Raw genomic sequence first — 20,205 nt, forward strand, 5'->3', positions numbered from 1 at the left:
GATCTCAGGGGCAGCCCGATTGTGCTTAAAAAGCTGCTAACCTAGTTGCAGCTATATGCAATGGATTTTGGACTTTACCGTATTCTGAAGCATGGGGACGATCGTCATCATCCTCATATCCATAATCAATCATACGGTTACGGTTCAAGCATAATTTTGTGAATTGAGGTCTAAGCAAATCAAACAGTGTGAAGCGGTCTTTTAACTCCGGAAAACGATTCTGGTAGTCAATGATCGTGTTTCTGAGCGAAAGCCAGAATTGCTCTTCATCCATGTACTCAAAAGTATCTAAAATATCAGCGAGATACCTGAAGTGGCAGACGAACAGCCCGGTAAATATAAACTGGCAAAGACCTTCTCTTCCCTCGCTGCGAAGAACGGGTTTCAATTCTTTTGGCAAATGCTCAAGTTCAGGCAGAGGCTCATCACTGACATTTACATCATCAACAAAGTCTTTCATCGCTAAGCGGTGCGGGATATGATTCTTTAACACAACCACGGTATTTTGTCCGTGCGGCGAGAAAACCGTACCATACTTGTAGAGGAAATGAAGGAGCGGCTGCACGACCACATCAAATAATGCATTCATCCACTCTTTGGTTGTTAAGCCGGATCGTTCGATTAGTGCTGCTACGAACGGCTTCTTTTTATCGTCTACATAAAGAAGAGACGCTAATGTAACAGCATGCTCGTTTTCATCTAAGAAACTGTATATACTCTCCCTCCAGATCGTTCCGAGCATTTCATGGTATTGATAAGGAGCACCAGTTAATTTGGAAAAGTAAGGATGCTCATAATTCATACTTGCAATTTCTCCAGGTAAAATGATACGGCATTCTTTGTTTAAAAATGTATCTTTATCGCGTATGTCGTGAATGTACTCCGTGATCGTAGGTGCGACTACTGTCCGCTCACCTGGTAAACCGCGGTAGACAAGTGTGTTTAGTATGCTCATCGGCAGCTTTACATGATGCTTATGCTTGGCACTACGGTTCACAAAAGTACGAATCGATTGCTGGGGCAGATAGAGATCATCGCTTTTTCCTAAATGAATGATATGTTTATAAGCAATTTCTGATGCGAAATAATATACAATCATCTCATTCCACTGCCATTCATGAACTGGGATCAAATAATACTTACTTGCATCCACTCCCTCAGATTCAATCATCTGTACAAAATGTTGATAGTTATCCTCACCTAGCTCACCTTTAATCATCGATTCATAATCTACAGATGAGACGGAATGAAACGTTGCGTGATCCAGGTGAGCAGCAATCCATGAGAGCTGTACTTCCTTTTTTTGTTCCGGAGCATACGAGAGATAGTCATTATAATTAAAACCAATCCGTCCTTTATTATAGGTGATCCAAGGATGCCCTTCCATCTCTCCTTCAAGCTCTGCATAATCAAGATCAACCAACTCATCAGCTGTAGTCGCTTTTTTCTTATGCAAAATGTGAGCATCAGCTAAAAGAGTATTGTTGTATTCTTTAATTAAGTGGCCTGTTGTGACGGGGTTCATTCCGACATCATGCTGTATATCTAAAATAAATTGAATAGGATCTTTTGCATGAATCCATTCACCGTCTTTTAAGAACGTTATAGATTCTGGAAAAATATGATAGCTGCCCATTAATCGCTTCTTCGCTTTAAATTGATATTGCGCTTTCTTACCGTTATCCTTTGTTAAAGAAAGCTGATACAGAGCGCCCCCCTCTTCCTCACGAACTACAGTGGGGTGTATCATATCCTCATACATAAATTCGGTAATCATTTTAGTGAGAAGCTGTCTTCCTGCTTCGGTCCATACTTCTTCAGTCACTATATCCTGTATACGAGTTTGAGTATTCATTTTCCACTCTCCTTATAAAAATTAAGCTGCTTTGTTTTTTTCGGTTTGAGCACTCATATTAAATGTGAATAACGCAACGATTACGGCTGTTACACATACTAGTCCTGCACTGGTAAGTGGTGAAGCTAGAGTGAATGCAGCGGCTGTACTAGAAGCTGCGAGCGGTGCAATGAGAAGTCCGGCATTCTGAAACGTTGAAGCTGCAGCGTACATTTGAACGTGATTTGTGCTTCGATTAAAGATGGTCAGCTCTAGTGCGGCTTGTGAGATGATTAAACAAAAGCCGTACACTATTCTACTCGCCCATAGCCAGATGAGTTGATCTGTCAAGCCTTGCACAATAAGAGTAAATGCTAATACTGTGAGTGATACGGTAAAGATCAGCGGTGCACGGTGTTTGCACCATCCCTTTTGTATGAAAGGAAAAGCAAGGATCGCCATTGCACTTGGCATCATAAACAATAAGCTGCCCTCAAAGCTAGATAGCTGAAATTCATTCATAGTATAAAGAGTGAAATAGGGACGGATCATGTTGTTTGCTGTGTGAAAGAGCAGCAAAATCAATCCTATGCCCGCTAGTATAAATCCATGCTTTCGGCTAAAGCCCTGCTTACCTTTTGGAGGGCGGGTCGTATGTGTATTTAAATATCTTAATGTGACAAAGGCAGTGAACCATAATAAAAGTTCAATGGCTGCTAAACCGATGAACAAGTATAAGGGTTGTTCTAGCGCAATGATCCAAGCTCCAGTCAACGTGCCGGTGATTACTGCTGCATGAAATACCATGTGATACATACCAACTACTCGAGTGCGCTTTTTTTCCTCATTTAATTGAATTAATAACGGATAAATAAGAAACAAGCTGCTTTTTCCTATTAATAATAAAACGGTGAATATCATGAATTGAATCTCATGCTGTGAAATAGCCATGCATAAAAGCATCACAGCTGAGATCCATTGCCCCGTATAAATGAGGTGCTTTACTTCAAAACGCTTAGATAAAATCCCCCATATTGGGACGGAAATGACGACTGTCAATCTAGAAATGAAGATATACAGAGCCGTAAATTCTAAGTCTTCTACTCCAAACACCTTAGAAAAAAATTGTGGATAAAATGGTGATAAAATGACATCAGCTAAGATGAAATAGTAGATTAATAGAAAGAGCACAGCTTGCTGGACTTTAGTTGAAGTCACGTAAGAACTCCAAATTGCTGAAACACATTTCGCTTGCGAACAGGGTACACTTCCTTGTGTGCCAGCTTGTTTATTATCACAGCATTACGATAAGCTCCTAACCCTAAGTCAGGTGCACCAACCCCATGAGTATGCATTTCTCCGTTTTGAACAAATAATCTGTTATCGGTCAATTCTTTTAATTTCAATTCATAGTCGTGTGTAATTAGGTAGCGAGCTTCCTGATCCCAATTAATGATCGACTCTACATTCTTAATAAAAGGAGGGATCGGGTGTGAGTATCCCGTCGCCGCTATGATAACCTCGCTTTTATGCTCAAACCTCTCATTTTGTTCCCACTGATTGCAATGAAGTGTAAATCCGTTCTCAATTCTCACTACATCAGTTACTTCTGTTTTAGCAAGCAAGCGGACATCAGGTTTATCCCCGCCGATTGAATGTTCATACAACAGGTCGTAAATATCGGATATGGTCTGAGCGCTGATCCCTTTATACAGCAGGTCTTGCTTTGGAAGCTGCACATCTTTTACTGATTGCGGAAGTTTATAGAAATAATTTATATATTCAGGTGAAAAATGTTCAAGACCAAGCTTTGAGTATTCCATTGGGTGGAATCCTTTTGATCGTGTGAACCAATCAAGCTTGTACTGATAATTAGGCTGCTCCTTTAACAATTCAAGGAATACCTCTGCTGCACTTTGACCTGAGCCAATGACTGTAATGGAATTGGCTTCTCTTAATCGCTCACGGTGATGTAAAAATTGTGCAGAGTGAAACAAGTCCTTCCCTTCTTGTGCCTTTAAGTTTGCTGGCATGACTGGAGAGCTCCCGATACCCAGTACCACGTCTTTCGCGTAAAAAGTATTATTTTTCCCCGTTTTCATTTGTATCGTTTCTATTCTGAAGAGCTGCTGTGTCTTATCATGTTCAATTGATTCTACACGCGTTTCAAATTGACAATTGGAAAGCTGTTTAGAAACCCATTTACAATAATGGTTGTACTCTCTTCTTGGGATGTGAAATCTTTCAAGAAAGTAAAATTTATAGAGCCTGTCCATTTCATGCAAATAATTAAGGAAGCTGTAGTGGCTTTTTGGGTTCACCATGGTAACCACATCTGCTAAAAAAGGGACTTGTAAAGTTGTCTCTTCTATCAAAAGGCCTCCATGCCATTCAAATTCTGGTTTTTGTTCTAGGAATATTGTGTTAAGGTCTGTTCCTTCCTCAATAAGCGCTGCTAAGCCTAAGTTAAAGGGGCCAAGGCCTATACCTATTACGTCATACACATTGTCCGTTTCTAAATGGGACATCCTTCCACCTCCTGAAAAACACCTCTCGCTCACAAACCATTAAAAGTCCTTTTTTATCTGGCAAATCGATCTCTTTTATAGGTGTAAATCCGCATTTTTTAAAAACATGGATCATCTTTTTATTTCGTATATCAGGTTCCGCTACGATTCTCATCGTTTGTTCCTCAGTAAACTGATAGGCTGTCATTGCGCGAAGTATAGGCAAGGATAATCCTTTACCTAGATAACATTCAGGGCCGATTAATAAATGGATGCCTTGGTCTGTTTCGTCTGCGTCATAATAATTGGCAATCGCATCATCACTAGCCCAGTAACTTTCCCAATAGCACATTGGGATACCATCAAGTTCGCCAATATACAAAGTCTGGTGTGTATCTGCTAAAAGCTTTTTTAAATGTATTTGATAGTGGTCGTACGGAAAGTTCTGCTGCCAAAAAGGAATAACATGAGGCTTATGATGCCACTCATGCAAACGAGCAACGTCTTTATCAAACTCAACTTCCCGAAACGTGATGAGATGATCAAACTCTCCTTCTCGGGTATTCACTGGTTACAAGCTCCTTTCTGACAAGAGGATTATCAATTTCGACGTAAACAGACTGAGTTTCTAGTGAACCAGTCAATTCATCCATATCATGAAAGCGAGTAAGTAAATTCGCTTTGCAAGGAAGTGTTTTTTCATATAATAAACTTTCAATAAGCATTGAAGAACTTTTAGCCGGAATCTCTATCTCTAATATCGCTTCCCGTAATGTCTCTAAAAGAATACTTTCATCTACTAACCGAGCTACCCCGAAAGCGTTGATTAAACCGAGAATATTATTAAAATAAAAATAATAACGCAGCCTTTCATCAGCTATAGCATCCGAGCAAACTGTATTACTCTTTTCACTAATGCCAGGCAGCACGTGGCTTAACTTTTCATAGAAGGATTCCGAAAAGTAGTAGCCTTGATTATCACGATAATAAAACCGGTCAGGATACCCATCTTTTAAATGGATGACACTGTTCTGTTGATGGGCTTCTAATGCAATGCCATGATTTAAGTAAAGCCAAAAAATAGGTTTAAGGGACCTATTGAGATAACGAGTAAACCAATCTATGCTGACTGCTTCAACAGAACGCCCTTCCTTCTCAGCCAAACGTTGAATAATAGCAGCAAGTCTCGAAGGAGGTCCGCTGACTGTATCTTGGCAAAGCGCGGCAATTGGTGTGGCATTCCTAGCTTCTTCTTTTTTAAATAGATTTTCTCGCAATATGACCTCAAAGCCTGATTCATTTTCCCCATCTAGTTTTACTGTTATAAAGGCCGGATCTTTAATTACTTCAAAATTAGGAAATCGTCTTTTTAAATCTTTTCCTATCTCTGTGTCTAATAAGTGCTTTACTTCAACTCCTCGTTCTAACTCCATATTTTTATTGGCACGAACTGAATTCGTAATCTTTATATTTAAAGAGAATTTATACATATAATCCTCGTTGGGATGATAGACTGTTCGAACGGAGGAAGTCGGCTCATACGCTGCCCCCTGCTTACCTAGATTTTCAATCAATCCGTCATTAATGGCTCGCTGTACCTGTGGTTTTCTCATTAAATAGTCAGCCTGCCATGGGTGAACAGGTATTAATGAATACTCATCTTTCTCGCAGTATTTCTCTTTAAAATCACTTGATGTATCTGAATGATCTATAAGCTTCTGCTTTATTAAATGAGTAGTTGAATGCTGCAGGGCTGATCGTTCATAAACGAGCGAGCGATGAACACGGAAATAGTGCAGTTGAAACGATCCTCTTAACTCTGGAGAATATTGGGCTCTATCCCACTCGCTGATCCCTTGGCGGCTTTTAGGTGTGGGATGCAATAAATGGCCTAATAATAATGCCTGTTCCGCATCAATAAAATCCATATCGAAAGCAGTTAGTTCATCGGCTTCCTCTAATCTTTCTCGTACAAACATCTCGATATTTTGACAACTTAAAATGACTCTCATCATGAGTTCATCTTGCTCACGTGTTGATCCCCCGCCAGATTCAAGTGTTAATTCCTTAATGACAAGACTTACAAGAGTCAGATAATCAAGTTCAAGCAGGTCGCTCTGCTCTGTATTTTGTGCATAATATAGCGGGAAGGAAAAAAGATGTCTCCCAGTGAGCGACCAATATTCAAGCGGGATAAATAAATCCATATTTTGATAAGCGAGCTTGGTATGGATTACCTGGCTCACTTCACTATGTGCAAAGAGGTGATCATTTGTTAATTCGTTAAATTGACTTTTATTAATTAAAGACCCCTTTCCTGTTTCGCGCAGGTAGCAGTTCAAAAAGCTTTGAATCGTGGCTTTTTCAGCTATTTGTTTAGCGATCATTATGTCTACCCCTTTCTTCTCCTAGTTGTTTCATTTGATTTATGATTTCTTTGATATCTTCTATTGTTGTCAACGGGTTTAAAAGGGTGAATTTCAAGTAAATAGATTTGTTCACTCGGGTTTTTGCTATGACTGCAGCTCCTGCTTCAAATAACTTTGAACGTATAAATGCATTTGTATCATTAAGCCAAACAGGGTCCTCTCTATGCTCTTTGGGAAAGTACCGATATACAACTGCATTTATTTCAGGTTGATGAATGATTTCAAAGTTGGAATCCTCTTCTAATAAAGCAGCTGTATGTTGGGCTAGGTCTATTGTGTAATCTACCATTTGAGCAAATGTGTCCTTTCCTAACACTTGTAGAGAAGCAAACAATTTAAGTGCATCAAATCGTCTTGTTGTTTGGATAGATTTGGTTACAAGATTAGGTATACCCTCATCTTCATCTTCTTCAGGATTTAAATAATCGGCATGAAGTTTAAGGTAATTGAAATGCTCCTCATCTTTTAATAGAAAAGCCCCGCAGCTGATTGGTTGATAAAATAATTTGTGAAAATCAACCGTGATCGAATCAGCTTGTTTAATTCCTTCTAATTTGTGACTATGTTGTTCGCTAAGCATCAATGCCCCGCCATATGCAGCATCAACATGAAGCCAAACATTGTATTGATCAGCAACTCGTGCTAATTCGTTCAGAGGATCAATGCTGCCGAAGTCCGTTGTACCAGCAGTTGCGATGATTGCAAATGGAATAAGATCTTCTTTTTCTGCTTGATGCAGCTTCTCTTTAAGTTTATCTATGGACATTCGGTGATGCTGATTCGTCTCTACAGGAATCACGGCTTGTTCACCTAAACCAAGCAAGAAGGCTGATTGACGTACAGTAAAATGGGCATCAGCTGAGCAGAAAATTCTCATTCTCCCAGCTTCTTTTGGAAGTCCATTTTGTTGGGTATCCCAATGAAACTTCTTATGTAAAAAATGATCCCGTGCAAGTAATAGTCCCATTAAATTGGATTGGGTACCCCCGCTTGTGAAAACACCATTTGCTGTTTTATCTTCATAAAAGAGGTCACGCAGCCACTTCACCATTTTTTCTTCTACGACCGTAGCAGATGTACTTTGATCCCATGAATCCATTGATTGATTGGATGCGCTTATCAGTACTTCTGCTGCTAAAGCTGATGTTAACGGCGGGCAATGCAAATGGGCCAAACATCTTAAATTCGTCACTTGAATGGAGTGAGCAATAACGGTTTCCCCGATTTTCTCCATTACTTTATCGATTGAGAGACCTCTTTCTGGTACGACATCCGGGAAAGCTAATTCTAAGCCTTGCTCTATGGATGCTTGAGAAAGTCCGGTGTATGGATGAGGTTGACTAGTTACTATTTGTGAAAACACGTCTTTTGCTGTTTGGATCGCTGCATTATATTCAGACATACTTTCAATATCCTGTTGCGGAAAAAAACGTTTAAAGTGGTCATTGTTTATTAGGGTCGTTTTGAATTCCTCAAGCTGAGTCAATCCCATTTTTATCCCTCCTAGTATTTTAAAAATCAAAAGATAATGAAAATCATTATCAATAACTCTTGTTGGCTATGTTAGTTTAAGTGATAATCATTGTCAATTGAAAATGAAAATTCAGTAAAATGGTCACCTATTTAGAAAAGCACTTTGATTATTTACACTCATGCTTATCATTACAGTCCTAAATTCATAAAGAAAGAACGTGTGTTGACTGATCAACACACGTTCTTTCTAAGCACTTGCACTCTTTTTTTGTTTCAGCTTACGGAACAGGTATAGGCACACCCAGCTGCCAATTAAGGCAATTGGAACAATGAGAAACCGGTAAGGACTGGTCGGTTGAAGCCATTCAATATTCGTATATGGCCCCAAAAATAATAAAATCAATAAAATAACAAAACCAGCTGCTGCACGAATTACATAATCAATCATTGGAAACCTCGCTTATACATTCTTTATCTTATGTAAGTGTATCATTAAAGATAAGTGTATATAAACAACATTTCTTAATGATTTATCATCTTTTCACCAAAAACTCCTCAGGGTTTAACCCCGGAGATTCTATCGAAATAGCCGTCAGTCCGTTATCTGTCCCGGTTTCATGCCATTCGCCTTTCTCCCAAAACACTGCATCTCCTTTTTTGATGGAAAGCCTTTCATCCTCCGTACGAACCCAGCCTTCCCCTTCTATTATCAAAAAAAGCTGGGGTACAGCCGCTTGGTGATAGCCAATAAGTCCTCCTTCACCCAAATTCATGCAGCCAATTTGTGCAGGAGAATCAAGTTTTGCGATTTTTGTCATAATGAAGTTTGAGTTAAAATGTGTTACTTTTTGACCAGTTTCTTTTTCAAAACGGAATAGTTGCAAATGAGATCCCCCTTATTATTGCAATACAAACACATATATAAGCATAGCTGAAAGACCGATAACCCAAATCGTGCTGCTGATTACATATTGTTTAGACCTCTTCAAGTACTTCCATTCCATGAAAGTATCAAAAGCATTAGAGAGGATTAAATAACTAAAGATATACCACAAGAAAAGTTCGCCATATTCATCCAGGCTTACCACTGGAATTAATCCAATAATAAATACAATGAGCATGCTAAGCTTCACCCAGTTATAAATTTTTTCCCCATTCGTTTCACTGAAATATCGATGTTTAATACCAAGCTTCTTACGCAACATTCTCTCTACTAAAAAAATGATCAATGCAACAATGATTAAATATAGAAAAAACTTCATGAGTTATTTAGTTTTTCATTGATTTGCTTTAAGTGATGTTGATCATGTTTCACAAAAATCTTCACGAAGCTCTCAGGGGAGAATTGACGCTTGCCTCCACCGATTGTAAACCGAACATCCGGCTCTAGCTCTGTTAAACGTTGAACAAGCTCTTCACGTACATTAGAAAAACGGTCAATAATCGATCGAATGGATTCATTTTCAAGCAATTTTAATCCTTCGCTGTTATGTGAATCATGGTCAGGGAATGGGACTAAATCAGCCCCGTCTTCCATGTGTGGGACCATTTTCTGAAGAATAAAATGATCCCAGTAATACATATGTGCGATAATTTCCCTGATGGCCCACTTGTGTTTGCCAATAGGGTCAGTAAGTACATTAGCAGGATGAACAGCTAAGCTCTTAATAGGTTCTATCGTTTGGTGATAGGAGATTAAGGTTTTGTTCATGAGTTAGCTCCTTTCATCATATTCATCTCTCGTCATGCCATAATACACGACATCATAATATGTACCAGCCCTTGCTAAATGCTGCTTTAAGACCCCTTCTCTCTTAAGTCCAATTTTCTCCATCACCTTCCAAGAAGCTGGATTGATTGTGTATGCAGCAGCATAGATTCGGTTAAGTCCAGTCTCTTCAAATCCATATGTTAAGAGAGCTTTGGCAGCTTCTGTTCCATAGCCTTTGCCCCAATAAGGCACTCCAATCCAATAGCCTAATTCTCCTCTATTATGGGTGAGGTTGATATTAATATTTATTAAACCAATTAGCTGATTGGAAGATTTCTCTATTACAGATAGAAGGATGATCTCGCCCTTCTTTTCTTTTTCGCCAACTATTTTAATAAAGTCTATGGCACCGCCTTTTGGGTAGGGGTGCGGGACATTTGAAGTCGTTTTAGCTAGCTCATAATCGCTCGCTAACTCTTCGATACGCCAGGCATCCTCTAATACTACCGGACGCAATTGTAATCTGCTCGTTTCTATCATCTATTAGCCCCCTAATTAGCTTTTTTCTTTAGGATAATTTTTCGGTACATGCCATTTAGCATAACGGGTTGATCTAATATAATCTGGACCTGTTCTTTATGATGCATATAAATACTCTCAAACTTTAACCCAATATCAGTTCCTAAGAGTTTTACGATAGGTCTTATTATTTTTTTCGGTAAAGAAAGCTGCTTCGTCTCGGGTGCAAATTTATCAAACAGGATGACTTTTCCATCACGCTTCAATACTCGTTTCATCTCGCTAAAACAGGCATCTGGATTTGGGACGACCGATAAAATAAGACTGCCCACAACGATGTCAAAAGAATTCTCAACAAAGTCCATATTCAGAGCATCCATTTGAATAAATGTAATCGATGAATTCGCAAATTTAAGTTCAGCTTTATTCAGCATATCAGGAGAAAAATCAATGGCAGTAATATCAATTTTAGTGGATTCGATTAATTCTAAATCGGCCCCCGTACCCACCCCGACAAATAATACCTTCTGTCCTTCTTTAAAAGGAATATCTGATAATACTTGTTTGCGAGCTTTAAGAAACAGCCCTGAGTTAAAGAACGAATCATAAAAAGGCGACCATATCTTATAGATGACCTTATTCCAAGTATGGTTCACCCGTCTCCCCCCTCTTCTAGCTCCTTTTTAATCGCTTCTGCAACTTCAATTAAATACTGGTCGGGATGCGGTACAAAGTCTGTTATCCCTATGATTTCGTTTTCTTTCCCTTTTTTTGTTACATGCTGAATCTCCAAGGTGCTTTTTAATCCTAGACAGAAATCATAGAAATCAATAAAAGCAACTTTAACAATCTCTGAAACTTCTTCCTGTTGTAAAGTGAAAAGGTCATTGTTCTTTAAAAAATATAAATAAACATGTGCAAATTCACGGTCAATAAATTGCTCCGTTGTGATGCAGTCTTCTATCGCACCAAGAGGGATCAGTTCATTCATTGTCACTTCAATTCCTAATTCTTCATGGACTTCACGCACACCATCTTCTATTGTTTCATTGGCCAAAATATGACCGGCAGCCGTTATATCGAACAGACTTGGGAAATCTTTTTTGTGGTCACTTCTTCGCTGAAGATAAATATAATAATGGTCTCCTTCCCTCCCTGCAATCCAGCAATGGAACGTTTCATGCCAGAGACCATTTTTATGTATTTCTGCCCGTGAGGCGACCCCGATTGGTTTTCTTTGTTCATCAACGATTGTTATATGCTCTGTATCCATTATTGTAAACTCCTAGTTTATTTACTTTTAATCATTTCTAAGATGGTATTGATAACAAACTCCGGCTCATCTTGATGAATGTAGTGGGAAGAGTTCACGGCAATCATGAATTTGCTTCGGGTTGAGATTGCTGCCATTTCTCTTTGTAAATCATGCCAAATTTCCTGTGTTTCCTCTGTGTAATGTGTTTTATTGCCTGCTGAAAGAATGGCTACAGGAATGGTAAGTTTGTACTTACTTTCTTCTAATTGAGCCAGACTTGTTGCAAACTCATCATAAGTTCCTTCAAGCGTAAATTGTTTCTTATACGCTTGCTGAAATTCAGAAGGCATTAATGGCAGAAATCTCTTTTGATAATCAGCTGGTGTTGAATCAATTAGAATCAGCCCATATACATCACTTGGGTATGTACAAGCAAAAAGGCTCATATTTACACCGCCAAATGAGTGCCCCACTAATAGGTACGGTGGCTTTAGACCAGCTTTCTCTAAGACGTCTTTTAATTCCTTAATCATATGTAAGCTCGTTCTAGGAGATGGAGTAGATTCACTTTTTCCTAAACCTGCACGATCATACATAAATACGGATGTTTTGATCTTCATGTTAGGTAAAAGGTTTTCCCAGGTGGAGGAATCATCACCGTAACCAGCATCCATTATAATGGTTAAATCACTTTCAGGTACATCTATTCTTTTCGTATAAAAAGTAGTACCTGCTGCTTTTATGTACTTTTCCTTAAAAATAGTTACCTCCACAATGAAACCAATATATGTATAGTATACCTTTCTCTTCTAATCTTTTAAATCCTTCATTGATTTGACCATTGATTCGACATTATTCATCTAAATAAAAAGCTGCCATAGAAGTTTGGCAGCCTAAAAACATTATCTATATCCTCTCGCATCAGCTGGCTTACCTGCTTCCTGTACCTCAACTAAATACCTGAAACAATCAGGTTGAGAGCCATCGATATCGGTAAAGTTATATTTTTTAGCGAGTTCTCCGCTTGAAAAGGATTGACCATTAAGCTTCTCTTTTTCTTGATCCAATGCAAGTGCACTAACGGCTCGTCCGATATATCTCGGTGATTCTGAAATGACAAAGTGGGGCTCCTCATCTGTAGCATCCATCCAGTTCTCCTCTCCTACATTGAAAAGTTCGAGCATCAACTCAGAACGCAGCCATCCCGGGGTGAGTGAGATAGCAGTACAACCATGTGGACCGAGTTCATGGGCGAGGGATTTTGCAATTCGATTGATTGATATTTTTGCTAAATCATAATACATCGATAGGCGGTAATTCTCTTTATTATAGTGTTCAGTGCCATCAGTGACTTCAACAACTAAGCCTCCTTTTTGTTTAATTAGAAGCGGAAGAGCATAATGATTTGTGATGAGATGAGTGTCAATGGCCAGCCTTAGAAGACGCAAGCCATTTTCAAGTGAATGCTCCCAAATAGGTGTATTCCACTCAACAAGATGCTCCCCGCCCCATATATCGTTTACGAGAATATCAAGTCTACCGTGCTCCTTTTCTATCTTCTTGATTAAAGCGTCTACTTCTTGAGGAATAAGATGATCAACCTGCACAGCAATACCGACTCCGCCAAGCTTATTAACAAGTTCTGCTGTCTCTTCTATTGTCTCTGGTCTATTATATTCTGAGCGTTCCTTTCTTGTTGTCCTGCCTGTAATGTAGACAGTCGCACCAACTGCTCCAAGCTCCATCGCGATTCCGCGTCCAGCCCCCCTAGTACCACCAGCAACTAAAGCGACCTTGCCTTTTAAATGTGTCATTTGCATTCTCCTCCTTCTTGAACTATCTTAAGTATACCTATTAATGTTGACACCTTATGTCATATTTAAAAATTTATTTATGTACGAAGCGAAAGAAGGTTGTTATTGTGCGAGCTGATCGTTTACTATCTATTTTATTCTCTCTACAGCAGAATGAAAAAATGACCACAAAAGAACTGGCAACGCAATTAGAAGTGACGGAAAGAACGATCCATCGTGATATGGACGCATTAAGTGCAGCAGGGATTCCTGTGTTTGCAGAAAGAGGAAAGTATGGCGGATGGAAAGTAGTCGAGGAATATAAGAAGGCTTTTTCAGGTTTAAAAGAGAGTGAACTTAAAACACTATTCCTCTCCCCTTCTTCTCACTTGCTGACTGATTTAGGAATCGAACATGAATGGAGTGAAGCGAGAAAAAAGCTCTTGGCAACATATCCAGCAAAGAAAAAACATGAATTAACACACAACTGGGATCGCGTCCATATTGATTCAAGTACTTGGAGAAAAAGGAATGCTATGACGAAAGAAGATGGGCTTAAGGAATTGCAGCAGGCTGTCTGGAATGACGTAAACGTAGAGATTGACTATGAAAAAGCTGATGGCAAACGAAGCACTAGAGTTATCTCCCCGCTCGGATTAGTGGCCAAAGGAAGCACATGGTATGTGGTGGCATTATCAAATGGGCAGCTGAGGAATTTTAAGGTTTCAAGAATTCATTCTGTTACCATGTTAAGTGAATCGTTTAACCGGCCTGTAGATTTTAATCTTGCTGAGTATTGGCAAGAATCTAAACAGTCATTCATCGAGAATCTGCCTAACTATGAGGTAGAAGCTCTCATATCACCTTCTATTGTGAAGCGCTTAACGTTTACTGGGCGATTTGTACAGGTGATTCACTTAGACGAGGAAAATGAAGACGGCTGGTTTCCTGCTATTCTTTCCTTTGATACAAAAGAAGAAGCAGCCCAGTATGTGCTTGGTTTTGGTGATCATGTTCAAATTAATCAACCGGAGGAACTAAAAATAAAAGTCACACAAATGGCAGCTGCTGTGCTTCGTATGTATGAAAAAGCAAAACAGGAATGAAATAAGCTCATTCCTGTTCGCTATGTTATTGATTTGCATTAACATTTACTTACTACAACTATCTTCAGGGTTGTACTCCCCATCTTCAAGCAGGCTTGCATCATACAGTTCATTTATATCTAATCATGCCACTCCATGAATTCTAAAAACATTTGTAACTTTTGAGAATAATGAATTCCGTTATAATCTTGTCGGTCAGCATGGCTATGTTTGTAATACCAGCCATCGGGGGTTTCTAGAAGAGTAATATAACCATCGATAAAAGCTTCTTCCATACCGCTGTAATAGCCATAATGGTAAGGAGTGCCGCCCCCTAAATCTTCATAATAGGAAAGATCAATATCGAATGCCCCAAACATCGTTTGCATGCTGCGTTGAAACGGGAAGTCAGCTTCTAACTTTCCAAATGCGTAAAAGCTGTTTTCTGATACCCCTTCTTCGCTAAAACGCCACTCGGTAAAATGAAATAACCGGTCGACATAGCGGTTATGCAGCTCATTCACAGCTTCTTCATCACCTGATAGAATTTCACGAATTAGGTCGTGATCATTCATAATGCTAACCCTTCTTCCCTTTGTAAGTATAGACGGTATTAATAGGAAAAAGGTGCGTTACTATGAAATTATTCAAGAAATACAGTCTTAAAATCATGCGCTTACGGTTTCAACAAGGAGAATATACTAAAATTTGTTTAATATCTTTTACATTTGTTCATATTCTATTATAATTATAGCTAAAAAGAGAGGTATTTCTTTTATGCCGCACATAAATAAACTTGCAGGTCATATTAAAGAAAATGCATCACAGCTTGCCGAACAGGTTGTTGATGACGTACTTGCTAAAATAGATTTAATTATTTCAAAAGAAGAGACAGATCTAGCTGTCTGTATGTATACAACTTTCATGAACTTCATTGGTGACACGTTGGACACTCGTGAAAAGGGCGTCCCAGCTGAACTCATTGAATGGAGTAAAAGCAATGCGTGGGCGATTGTCGAGGCGGGAGGAAAAGTTTCTGATATCATCGTTCGTTACCCTCCAACTCGTGAAGTTTTTGCTGAGATGGTAGAAACGTTCAGTGCTCAGTTTGAGTTATCTACTCATGACGCACTATATGTTTTAACCCGAATTAATGAAATGCTCGATATTAGTTTAGATGAAACCGTCATCGCTTTTGAGAAGTTATCTGATCAGTACAAAGACAAAATGCAAAAAGAAGTAAAAGAATTATCGGCTCCGATTGTACCGCTGCAAGACGGGGTAGCTGTACTTCCGTTAATGGGCAGCATAACGAAAGAAAGAGCAGATTATATTCAAGAAAAAGTAGTACCTAAAATACCTCAGCTGAATATAGAATGTCTAATCATTGATTTCTCGGGTATATCTACAATTAATGAAACGACAGCTAATCATATTCATCAAATTGGTGATGTCCTAAGGCTTTTAGGCATAAGGATCATTACATCAGGGATAAGTCCGCAATTAGCTTTAACCTCTGTTAAAGGCGGACTAGATATGGCACGAGTCAGATCCTATTCGAGTGTACAACAGGCTCTTCAACATATTTAAAAAACTGCATTCCCTTGGATGGGGATGCAGTTTTTGCATTGTTAATCTATCAATCATTTAATACCTTATCCATTACTTCTTTGGTTCTCGGTCCAAAGATTCCATCATTAGCTAAAGATGGAAAGCGTTCTTGGAATTTAATAACAGCATCTCTCGTTTGTGGGCCGTATACACCATCCACCGCCACATTGTAGCTCATATCCTTTAAGCCGAGCTGCAATATTTTTACCGCTTCCCCACGACTTCCCACTTTCAATACTTCATTAGAAAACCCCCAAGTATTCACTTCTATTGATAATGCCTTGTGAGTGGCGGGGCCGTAAATGCCATCATTTTTTAATTCAGACTTCGTTTTTTGGAAAGCAAGCACAGCTGTTTTTGTATTAGGACCAAAAATTCCATCTTCAGTTAGCTCAGCTCCCATTTCTCTATTTAATCCGCGCTGCATAATCTTAACGTTTTCCCCGCGTGAGCCTTCCTTTAAAGTACCTGATTGAGAAAGGTCAAAAATGTATGGTACGCTTGCTGCTTGTGCTCCTACACCAGATGGAACACCTGCGGCTAATATTGTGGCTGTTACGATGGCTGCAGAAATCTTTTGCCATTTTTTCATATACAATCATCTCCCATACGTTATTTAATTAATTCACATATGAGACGCATAAAGAACACTATAAGTTTCAAAAAAATAGAAATTATTTAGAAAAATTTACAAGTGTGAGGAGGGTGAAAAAATTATAGTTGATAGTCCCTTGGTGTGCCCCACTTTTCGAATGATTGATATGCGGGATCTTCTGAATCAAATTGAATCCAAATCGGTGCATCATACAGAAATGGATGCGCTTCGAAAAAGGGCGTATCTCCATATACAATGGCTTCTAGTGCAAGTGGTAACTCTCGCCTGAAGATTTCATCTCGTATTGCATTTAAAGCTGGTCCGAAATGACCGACGTAGACGTATGCATGGAGGTAATACGAGTCATCGTTTGATACCCATTCACCAAAAACTTCATCACGCATTTCAGTTATTTCATTAAACGCAAACTTCTCACCAATTGTTAAAAACAATTCTCCAGTGAAGTCTGAATGAGTCAAAGTGTAACGCCGGAGTATGATTGGTTCTGTCGGTGTTACTCCCTCTCTATAATTCACTGTTAATTTATCAGGGTCTAACCTTGCCATTTTAACTCCCCCTATCTAGATGAATGCATTAGATTACTATATTCTTTGGATCAATTGTGTGTGTGCGCAATGTAGTATAATGGATAAGGTATACAGTACATGTGAAGGGAATGAACGATGCGCAGATATCAGTATTTTTAACTCACACCAATAAATATTCAGGAGGTAAAAGTATTGATTAAGACAGAATTAGTAACAGAAAGATTATGTTTAAGAAAGATGGATGAAAGTGATGCAGGGTCTCTATTTGAGATATGGTCCGATCCAGAGGTAACCAAATACATGAACATTTCCTCTTTTACAGAGATAAAGCAAGCTGAAGAGATGATCTCATTACTGAACCAGCTCGCTAATGAAAATCAAGCGATACGCTATTCAATGATTGAATTAACATCTAATAAAGTTATAGGTTCATGTGGGTTTAACGTGATTGACTTTAAAAATGAAAGAGTGGAAATTGGTTATGATCTCTCTAAATCCTACTGGGGAAAAGGCTTTGCTACAGAAGCTCTAACTGGCCTGTTGTTATATGCGTTTGAAACATTGGCCATTCATCGAGTGGAAGCTAAGGTGGAGCCTGCTAATCTAGCTTCAATTAGATTACTTAATAAGCTGCAATTCAGCTACGAAGGCACGCTAAGGCAAAGCGAAAAAGCTCGAGGATCTTTTGTTGATTTAGCTATTTATTCTAGATTAAGTACGGACTGACAGATTTGTTTTTACTAAAAGTGACAGCAATTATGTGGTTACTTGCCTATCTGCAATTGTATATTTTTAAGGCGTTTATGTGGCTATAACGAGCTTTTTGACGTGGATCATTGTTTATATGTGTCGATTGCAGAATGAATTCCGCCTGTCTCAATGTATTGCGTCAATTCAACCACGTTATCCGTCGCTGTAGGAACAAATTGTATCTCTTTAAAAGATTATTACATCACTCTAATTCAGCACAAAAAGGAACTGCATCCACCTTTGCAGTTCCTTTTTAACAAGTTATTTAATTGGTATCTCCACGCTCAAATCATACTCTTTCATAAAATGCATTCCTTCAATGTGAAGTGCTTCTGCCTCTCCAACTGTTTTGAATACAAGTGTCCGCACCTTCCACTCGTACCCGTTTTCATCTGCCGTATACGTTTGATTAAGTGTGGTCGATAAAGGAATTGATGCCTCTTCAGAAATGAGGGTTACTCCGTCTAACAATACATCATCTTCTGTAGCTATGATTAGATGAAGCTCGTCTTCTGCTCGATTTATTTCTTTAATCCGCACACTTTTACCATTCAAACCAATCGTTTCACCTATAAATGAATCCAAATCAACTCTCTGATTTAAAGCCTCGTATCCTACAAATCTTTTCATTTTCAGTTCCAATGTTTCAAGATTTTCTGGTAATGCATCATATCGAATATCAAAGGTATAGCCTCGTATGGCAGAGCTGCTGCTGCTTCCAGAGCGTATAACAGGTTTGCCGTTTGCTATTAGTTCGAGTCCCGCGAAATCCTGATTCAATCTTCCATAATTATCTACATTCAATTTCCCTTCAATAAACGTACTAGTCGGGGTGGCTGTTATTGATGTAAAGGTTATTTGTCCTTGGTCCACTTTAAGTGTTTCATTGATCGGCTGCTTGAGTTGTGTTTGCATCGCTAGGTTAGGGTTATACGGAAATGTTATCTTTTTCTCGATTAAAGGTGAATCTTCAATATATTCATGTAAAGTAAGTGTCAGATTTTTCGCAAAGCCGCTGACTGGGTCAAATCTCATCAGGCCTTTTATTTCTGTTTGATTCTCATTAAATGTGGAAGTCCCGCTGCTTGCATTTGAATTGGTTAGAAAGCCGCTGATATGATGAAGATGAAGCATGTGAATGGACTCCTCATCTAATCCTTCTTCATTTGAAACGGTGTAATACATTATGAGTTGGTTCGCATCAGTCATCACACCATCAATCGTCAGGATAGAGCCGTCCTCTAAAACGATTTGTTCATCAACATTTTGCCCCATTCCTGCTTCATTTAACTGATTCAATGTGCCAGAATTAAGGTCGTCAAACCCTAACAATTTCTTTCCGTAATAAGCAAAACCATTAAACTGATAACCTATAAGTACTATAAAAAAGAGTGCTGCAGCTGAGAGCCTCCACATCAGCTTCAAAGGTTTTGCTTTTTTAGGAGGTATGGTAGATAGAGCATCCCGCAGCCTTCCTTCTAAATCAGGCGGTGCTGTGGTAGATTGTAACTCTTTTTTTCTCTCTGATAATTGTTTTTCTAATTCATTCATTCACTGCACCCCCTGCTTGCCTTCTAAGTTTTTTTAACCCCTCTGCCACTCTTGATTTGACTGTACCTACTGGAGCATTTGTGATCTTGGCAATCGTTTGATAATCCAGATCATGAAAGTACTTTAGTTCAATTGCTTCTCTTTGATGTTCATTGATATGGCTTAATAATTCTTGAATATCAAGCTGCTGTTCAATTTGGAAATAGGAATGTTGAATTTCTGCAGCTTGATCCTCTGCCTCTTGCCAATCATCTATCAATACCATTTTCTTTCTCTTTGTTAGTGATGTTTTACAATGATTAACTAATATGGTTTTACTCCAACTGTAGAAAGTCTCGTTTTTCTGAAGTTGTTCAATCTTCTCATAAAGAATAACAATCATTTCTTCCATTGCATCCATTGCATCATGCTCATTCCCCATATAAGAGTATGCGAGGCGGTAGAAATCATCGTTTCTGGCCATAATTAATTGAACTAATGCTTCCTTATTACCTTTTTTTGCTTTTGCTACAAGTTTCTTAACATTCATTCCTTCACCTCTCTC

General features: G+C 38.8%; 23 protein-coding genes. 3 read left to right on the plus strand and 20 right to left on the minus strand.

The window, feature by feature from the left end; all coding sequences use genetic code 11:
• Positions 1-25 precede the first annotated feature (25 nt).
• The 15 genes from A33I_RS04955 to A33I_RS05025 all read right to left on the minus strand — a co-directional run bounded on the left by A33I_RS04955 (position 26) and on the right by A33I_RS05025 (position 13,542).
• Complete coding sequence (locus A33I_RS04955) at positions 26-1,855, minus strand: IucA/IucC family protein (RefSeq protein WP_022627360.1); 1,830 nt, start codon at positions 1,853-1,855, stop codon at positions 26-28.
• A gap of 21 nt (positions 1,856-1,876) precedes the next feature.
• Positions 1,877-3,052, minus strand: a complete 1,176-nt coding sequence (locus A33I_RS04960; RefSeq protein ID WP_022627361.1) for an MFS transporter — start codon at positions 3,050-3,052, stop codon at positions 1,877-1,879.
• Positions 3,049-4,362, minus strand: coding sequence for a lysine N(6)-hydroxylase/L-ornithine N(5)-oxygenase family protein (locus tag A33I_RS04965; protein ID WP_022627362.1), 1,314 nt, complete (start codon positions 4,360-4,362; stop codon positions 3,049-3,051). Before A33I_RS04965 ends, A33I_RS04960 begins: the two co-directional genes overlap by 4 nt.
• Positions 4,331-4,909 carry a GNAT family N-acetyltransferase gene (locus A33I_RS04970; RefSeq protein ID WP_022627363.1) on the minus strand — a complete coding sequence of 193 codons (579 nt, stop codon included), beginning with the start codon at positions 4,907-4,909 and terminating at the stop codon, positions 4,331-4,333. Before A33I_RS04970 ends, A33I_RS04965 begins: the two co-directional genes overlap by 32 nt.
• On the minus strand, positions 4,884-6,731 hold the full coding sequence (locus A33I_RS04975; protein ID WP_152976434.1) for an IucA/IucC family protein: 1,848 nt from the start codon (positions 6,729-6,731) through the stop codon (positions 4,884-4,886). The genes A33I_RS04970 and A33I_RS04975 overlap by 26 nt, the downstream gene beginning before the upstream one ends.
• On the minus strand, positions 6,718-8,262 hold the full coding sequence (locus tag A33I_RS04980; protein ID WP_022627365.1) for a pyridoxal phosphate-dependent decarboxylase family protein: 1,545 nt from the start codon (positions 8,260-8,262) through the stop codon (positions 6,718-6,720). Before A33I_RS04980 ends, A33I_RS04975 begins: the two co-directional genes overlap by 14 nt.
• 228 nt (positions 8,263-8,490) lie before the next feature.
• Positions 8,491-8,691, minus strand: coding sequence for a hypothetical protein (locus A33I_RS04985; RefSeq protein ID WP_022627366.1), 201 nt, complete (start codon positions 8,689-8,691; stop codon positions 8,491-8,493).
• Between the two features lie 85 nt (positions 8,692-8,776).
• Complete coding sequence (locus tag A33I_RS04990) at positions 8,777-9,127, minus strand: cupin domain-containing protein (protein ID WP_022627367.1); 351 nt, start codon at positions 9,125-9,127, stop codon at positions 8,777-8,779.
• A gap of 15 nt (positions 9,128-9,142) precedes the next feature.
• Positions 9,143-9,505: a DUF4181 domain-containing protein gene (locus A33I_RS04995; protein WP_022627368.1), complete on the minus strand. Its 363-nt coding sequence runs from the start codon at positions 9,503-9,505 to the stop codon at positions 9,143-9,145.
• The gene (locus A33I_RS05000) at positions 9,502-9,954 is read right to left on the minus strand and encodes a DinB family protein (RefSeq protein ID WP_022627369.1); all 453 of its coding nucleotides are present in this window, start codon (positions 9,952-9,954) and stop codon (positions 9,502-9,504) included. Before A33I_RS05000 ends, A33I_RS04995 begins: the two co-directional genes overlap by 4 nt.
• A gap of 3 nt (positions 9,955-9,957) precedes the next feature.
• Positions 9,958-10,494: a GNAT family N-acetyltransferase gene (locus A33I_RS05005; protein ID WP_022627370.1), complete on the minus strand. Its 537-nt coding sequence runs from the start codon at positions 10,492-10,494 to the stop codon at positions 9,958-9,960.
• A gap of 11 nt (positions 10,495-10,505) precedes the next feature.
• The gene (locus A33I_RS05010) at positions 10,506-11,129 is read right to left on the minus strand and encodes a class I SAM-dependent methyltransferase (RefSeq protein ID WP_022627371.1); all 624 of its coding nucleotides are present in this window, start codon (positions 11,127-11,129) and stop codon (positions 10,506-10,508) included.
• On the minus strand, positions 11,126-11,746 hold the full coding sequence (locus A33I_RS05015) for an NUDIX hydrolase (RefSeq protein ID WP_022627372.1): 621 nt from the start codon (positions 11,744-11,746) through the stop codon (positions 11,126-11,128). The genes A33I_RS05010 and A33I_RS05015 overlap by 4 nt, the downstream gene beginning before the upstream one ends.
• 17 nt (positions 11,747-11,763) lie before the next feature.
• Positions 11,764-12,489 carry an alpha/beta fold hydrolase gene (locus A33I_RS05020; protein ID WP_031311426.1) on the minus strand — a complete coding sequence of 242 codons (726 nt, stop codon included), beginning with the start codon at positions 12,487-12,489 and terminating at the stop codon, positions 11,764-11,766.
• A 141-nt stretch (positions 12,490-12,630) separates the two neighbouring features.
• Entirely contained in the window at positions 12,631-13,542 is a 912-nt protein-coding gene (locus A33I_RS05025) for an SDR family oxidoreductase (protein WP_022627374.1), read from the minus strand.
• 107 nt (positions 13,543-13,649) lie between these two features.
• On the opposite strand from A33I_RS05025, the gene A33I_RS05030 reads away from it, so the two are divergent.
• Complete coding sequence (locus A33I_RS05030; protein WP_022627375.1) at positions 13,650-14,627, plus strand: helix-turn-helix transcriptional regulator; 978 nt, start codon at positions 13,650-13,652, stop codon at positions 14,625-14,627.
• A 119-nt stretch (positions 14,628-14,746) separates the two neighbouring features.
• On the opposite strand, the gene A33I_RS05035 is transcribed toward A33I_RS05030, so the two are convergent.
• A complete protein-coding gene (locus tag A33I_RS05035) occupies positions 14,747-15,181 on the minus strand; it encodes a hypothetical protein (protein WP_022627376.1) in 435 nt (144 codons plus the stop codon).
• A 202-nt stretch (positions 15,182-15,383) separates the two neighbouring features.
• Here A33I_RS05035 and A33I_RS05040 point away from each other — a divergent pair, with 202 nt between their 5' ends.
• A complete protein-coding gene (locus A33I_RS05040) occupies positions 15,384-16,196 on the plus strand; it encodes an STAS domain-containing protein (RefSeq protein WP_022627377.1) in 813 nt (270 codons plus the stop codon).
• Positions 16,197-16,245: 49 nt separating this feature from the next.
• On the opposite strand, the gene A33I_RS05045 is transcribed toward A33I_RS05040, so the two are convergent.
• A complete protein-coding gene (locus A33I_RS05045) occupies positions 16,246-16,809 on the minus strand; it encodes a peptidoglycan-binding domain-containing protein (RefSeq protein WP_022627378.1) in 564 nt (187 codons plus the stop codon).
• 122 nt (positions 16,810-16,931) lie between these two features.
• Complete coding sequence (locus A33I_RS05050; RefSeq protein WP_022627379.1) at positions 16,932-17,378, minus strand: staygreen family protein; 447 nt, start codon at positions 17,376-17,378, stop codon at positions 16,932-16,934.
• Between the two features lie 177 nt (positions 17,379-17,555).
• Between A33I_RS05050 and A33I_RS05055 the strand changes: the two genes are divergently transcribed.
• Positions 17,556-18,086, plus strand: a complete 531-nt coding sequence (locus A33I_RS05055; protein ID WP_031311428.1) for a GNAT family N-acetyltransferase — start codon at positions 17,556-17,558, stop codon at positions 18,084-18,086.
• Between the two features lie 285 nt (positions 18,087-18,371).
• Here A33I_RS05055 and A33I_RS05060 read toward each other — a convergent pair whose 3' ends face one another.
• Together A33I_RS05060 and A33I_RS05065 are read right to left on the minus strand one after the other, a co-directional pair.
• The gene (locus tag A33I_RS05060) at positions 18,372-19,661 is read right to left on the minus strand and encodes a DUF4179 domain-containing protein (protein WP_022627381.1); all 1,290 of its coding nucleotides are present in this window, start codon (positions 19,659-19,661) and stop codon (positions 18,372-18,374) included.
• Positions 19,654-20,190, minus strand: coding sequence for an RNA polymerase sigma factor (locus tag A33I_RS05065; protein WP_022627382.1), 537 nt, complete (start codon positions 20,188-20,190; stop codon positions 19,654-19,656). The genes A33I_RS05060 and A33I_RS05065 overlap by 8 nt, the downstream gene beginning before the upstream one ends.
• Between the last annotated feature and the right edge of the window lie 15 nt (positions 20,191-20,205).

The sequence above is a fragment of the Alkalihalophilus marmarensis DSM 21297 genome (assembly GCF_000474275.2).
Classification (GTDB): Bacteria; Bacillota; Bacilli; order Bacillales; family Bacillaceae_D; genus Alkalihalophilus; species Alkalihalophilus marmarensis.

Excerpts from the sequence above, each read along its gene's own strand:
- A33I_RS04980 (WP_022627365.1), bottom strand. The coding sequence starts at position 8,262 with ATGGGATTGACTCAGCTTGAGGAATTCAAAACGACCCTAATAAACAAT.
- A33I_RS04985 (WP_022627366.1), bottom strand. The coding sequence starts at position 8,691 with ATGATTGATTATGTAATTCGTGCAGCAGCTGGTTTTGTTATTTTATTG.
- A33I_RS05015 (WP_022627372.1), bottom strand. The coding sequence starts at position 11,746 with ATGGATACAGAGCATATAACAATCGTTGATGAACAAAGAAAACCAATC.
- A33I_RS04955 (WP_022627360.1), bottom strand. The coding sequence starts at position 1,855 with ATGAATACTCAAACTCGTATACAGGATATAGTGACTGAAGAAGTATGG.
- A33I_RS05050 (WP_022627379.1), bottom strand. The coding sequence starts at position 17,378 with ATGGCAAGGTTAGACCCTGATAAATTAACAGTGAATTATAGAGAGGGA.
- A33I_RS04995 (WP_022627368.1), bottom strand. The coding sequence starts at position 9,505 with ATGAAGTTTTTTCTATATTTAATCATTGTTGCATTGATCATTTTTTTA.
- A33I_RS05065 (WP_022627382.1), bottom strand. The coding sequence starts at position 20,190 with ATGAATGTTAAGAAACTTGTAGCAAAAGCAAAAAAAGGTAATAAGGAA.
- A33I_RS05005 (WP_022627370.1), bottom strand. The coding sequence starts at position 10,494 with ATGATAGAAACGAGCAGATTACAATTGCGTCCGGTAGTATTAGAGGAT.
- A33I_RS05025 (WP_022627374.1), bottom strand. The coding sequence starts at position 13,542 with ATGACACATTTAAAAGGCAAGGTCGCTTTAGTTGCTGGTGGTACTAGG.
- A33I_RS05035 (WP_022627376.1), bottom strand. The coding sequence starts at position 15,181 with ATGAATGATCACGACCTAATTCGTGAAATTCTATCAGGTGATGAAGAA.
- A33I_RS05045 (WP_022627378.1), bottom strand. The coding sequence starts at position 16,809 with ATGAAAAAATGGCAAAAGATTTCTGCAGCCATCGTAACAGCCACAATA.
- A33I_RS05040 (WP_022627377.1), top strand. The coding sequence starts at position 15,384 with ATGCCGCACATAAATAAACTTGCAGGTCATATTAAAGAAAATGCATCA.
- A33I_RS05060 (WP_022627381.1), bottom strand. The coding sequence starts at position 19,661 with ATGAATGAATTAGAAAAACAATTATCAGAGAGAAAAAAAGAGTTACAA.
- A33I_RS05000 (WP_022627369.1), bottom strand. The coding sequence starts at position 9,954 with ATGAACAAAACCTTAATCTCCTATCACCAAACGATAGAACCTATTAAG.
- A33I_RS04965 (WP_022627362.1), bottom strand. The coding sequence starts at position 4,362 with ATGTCCCATTTAGAAACGGACAATGTGTATGACGTAATAGGTATAGGC.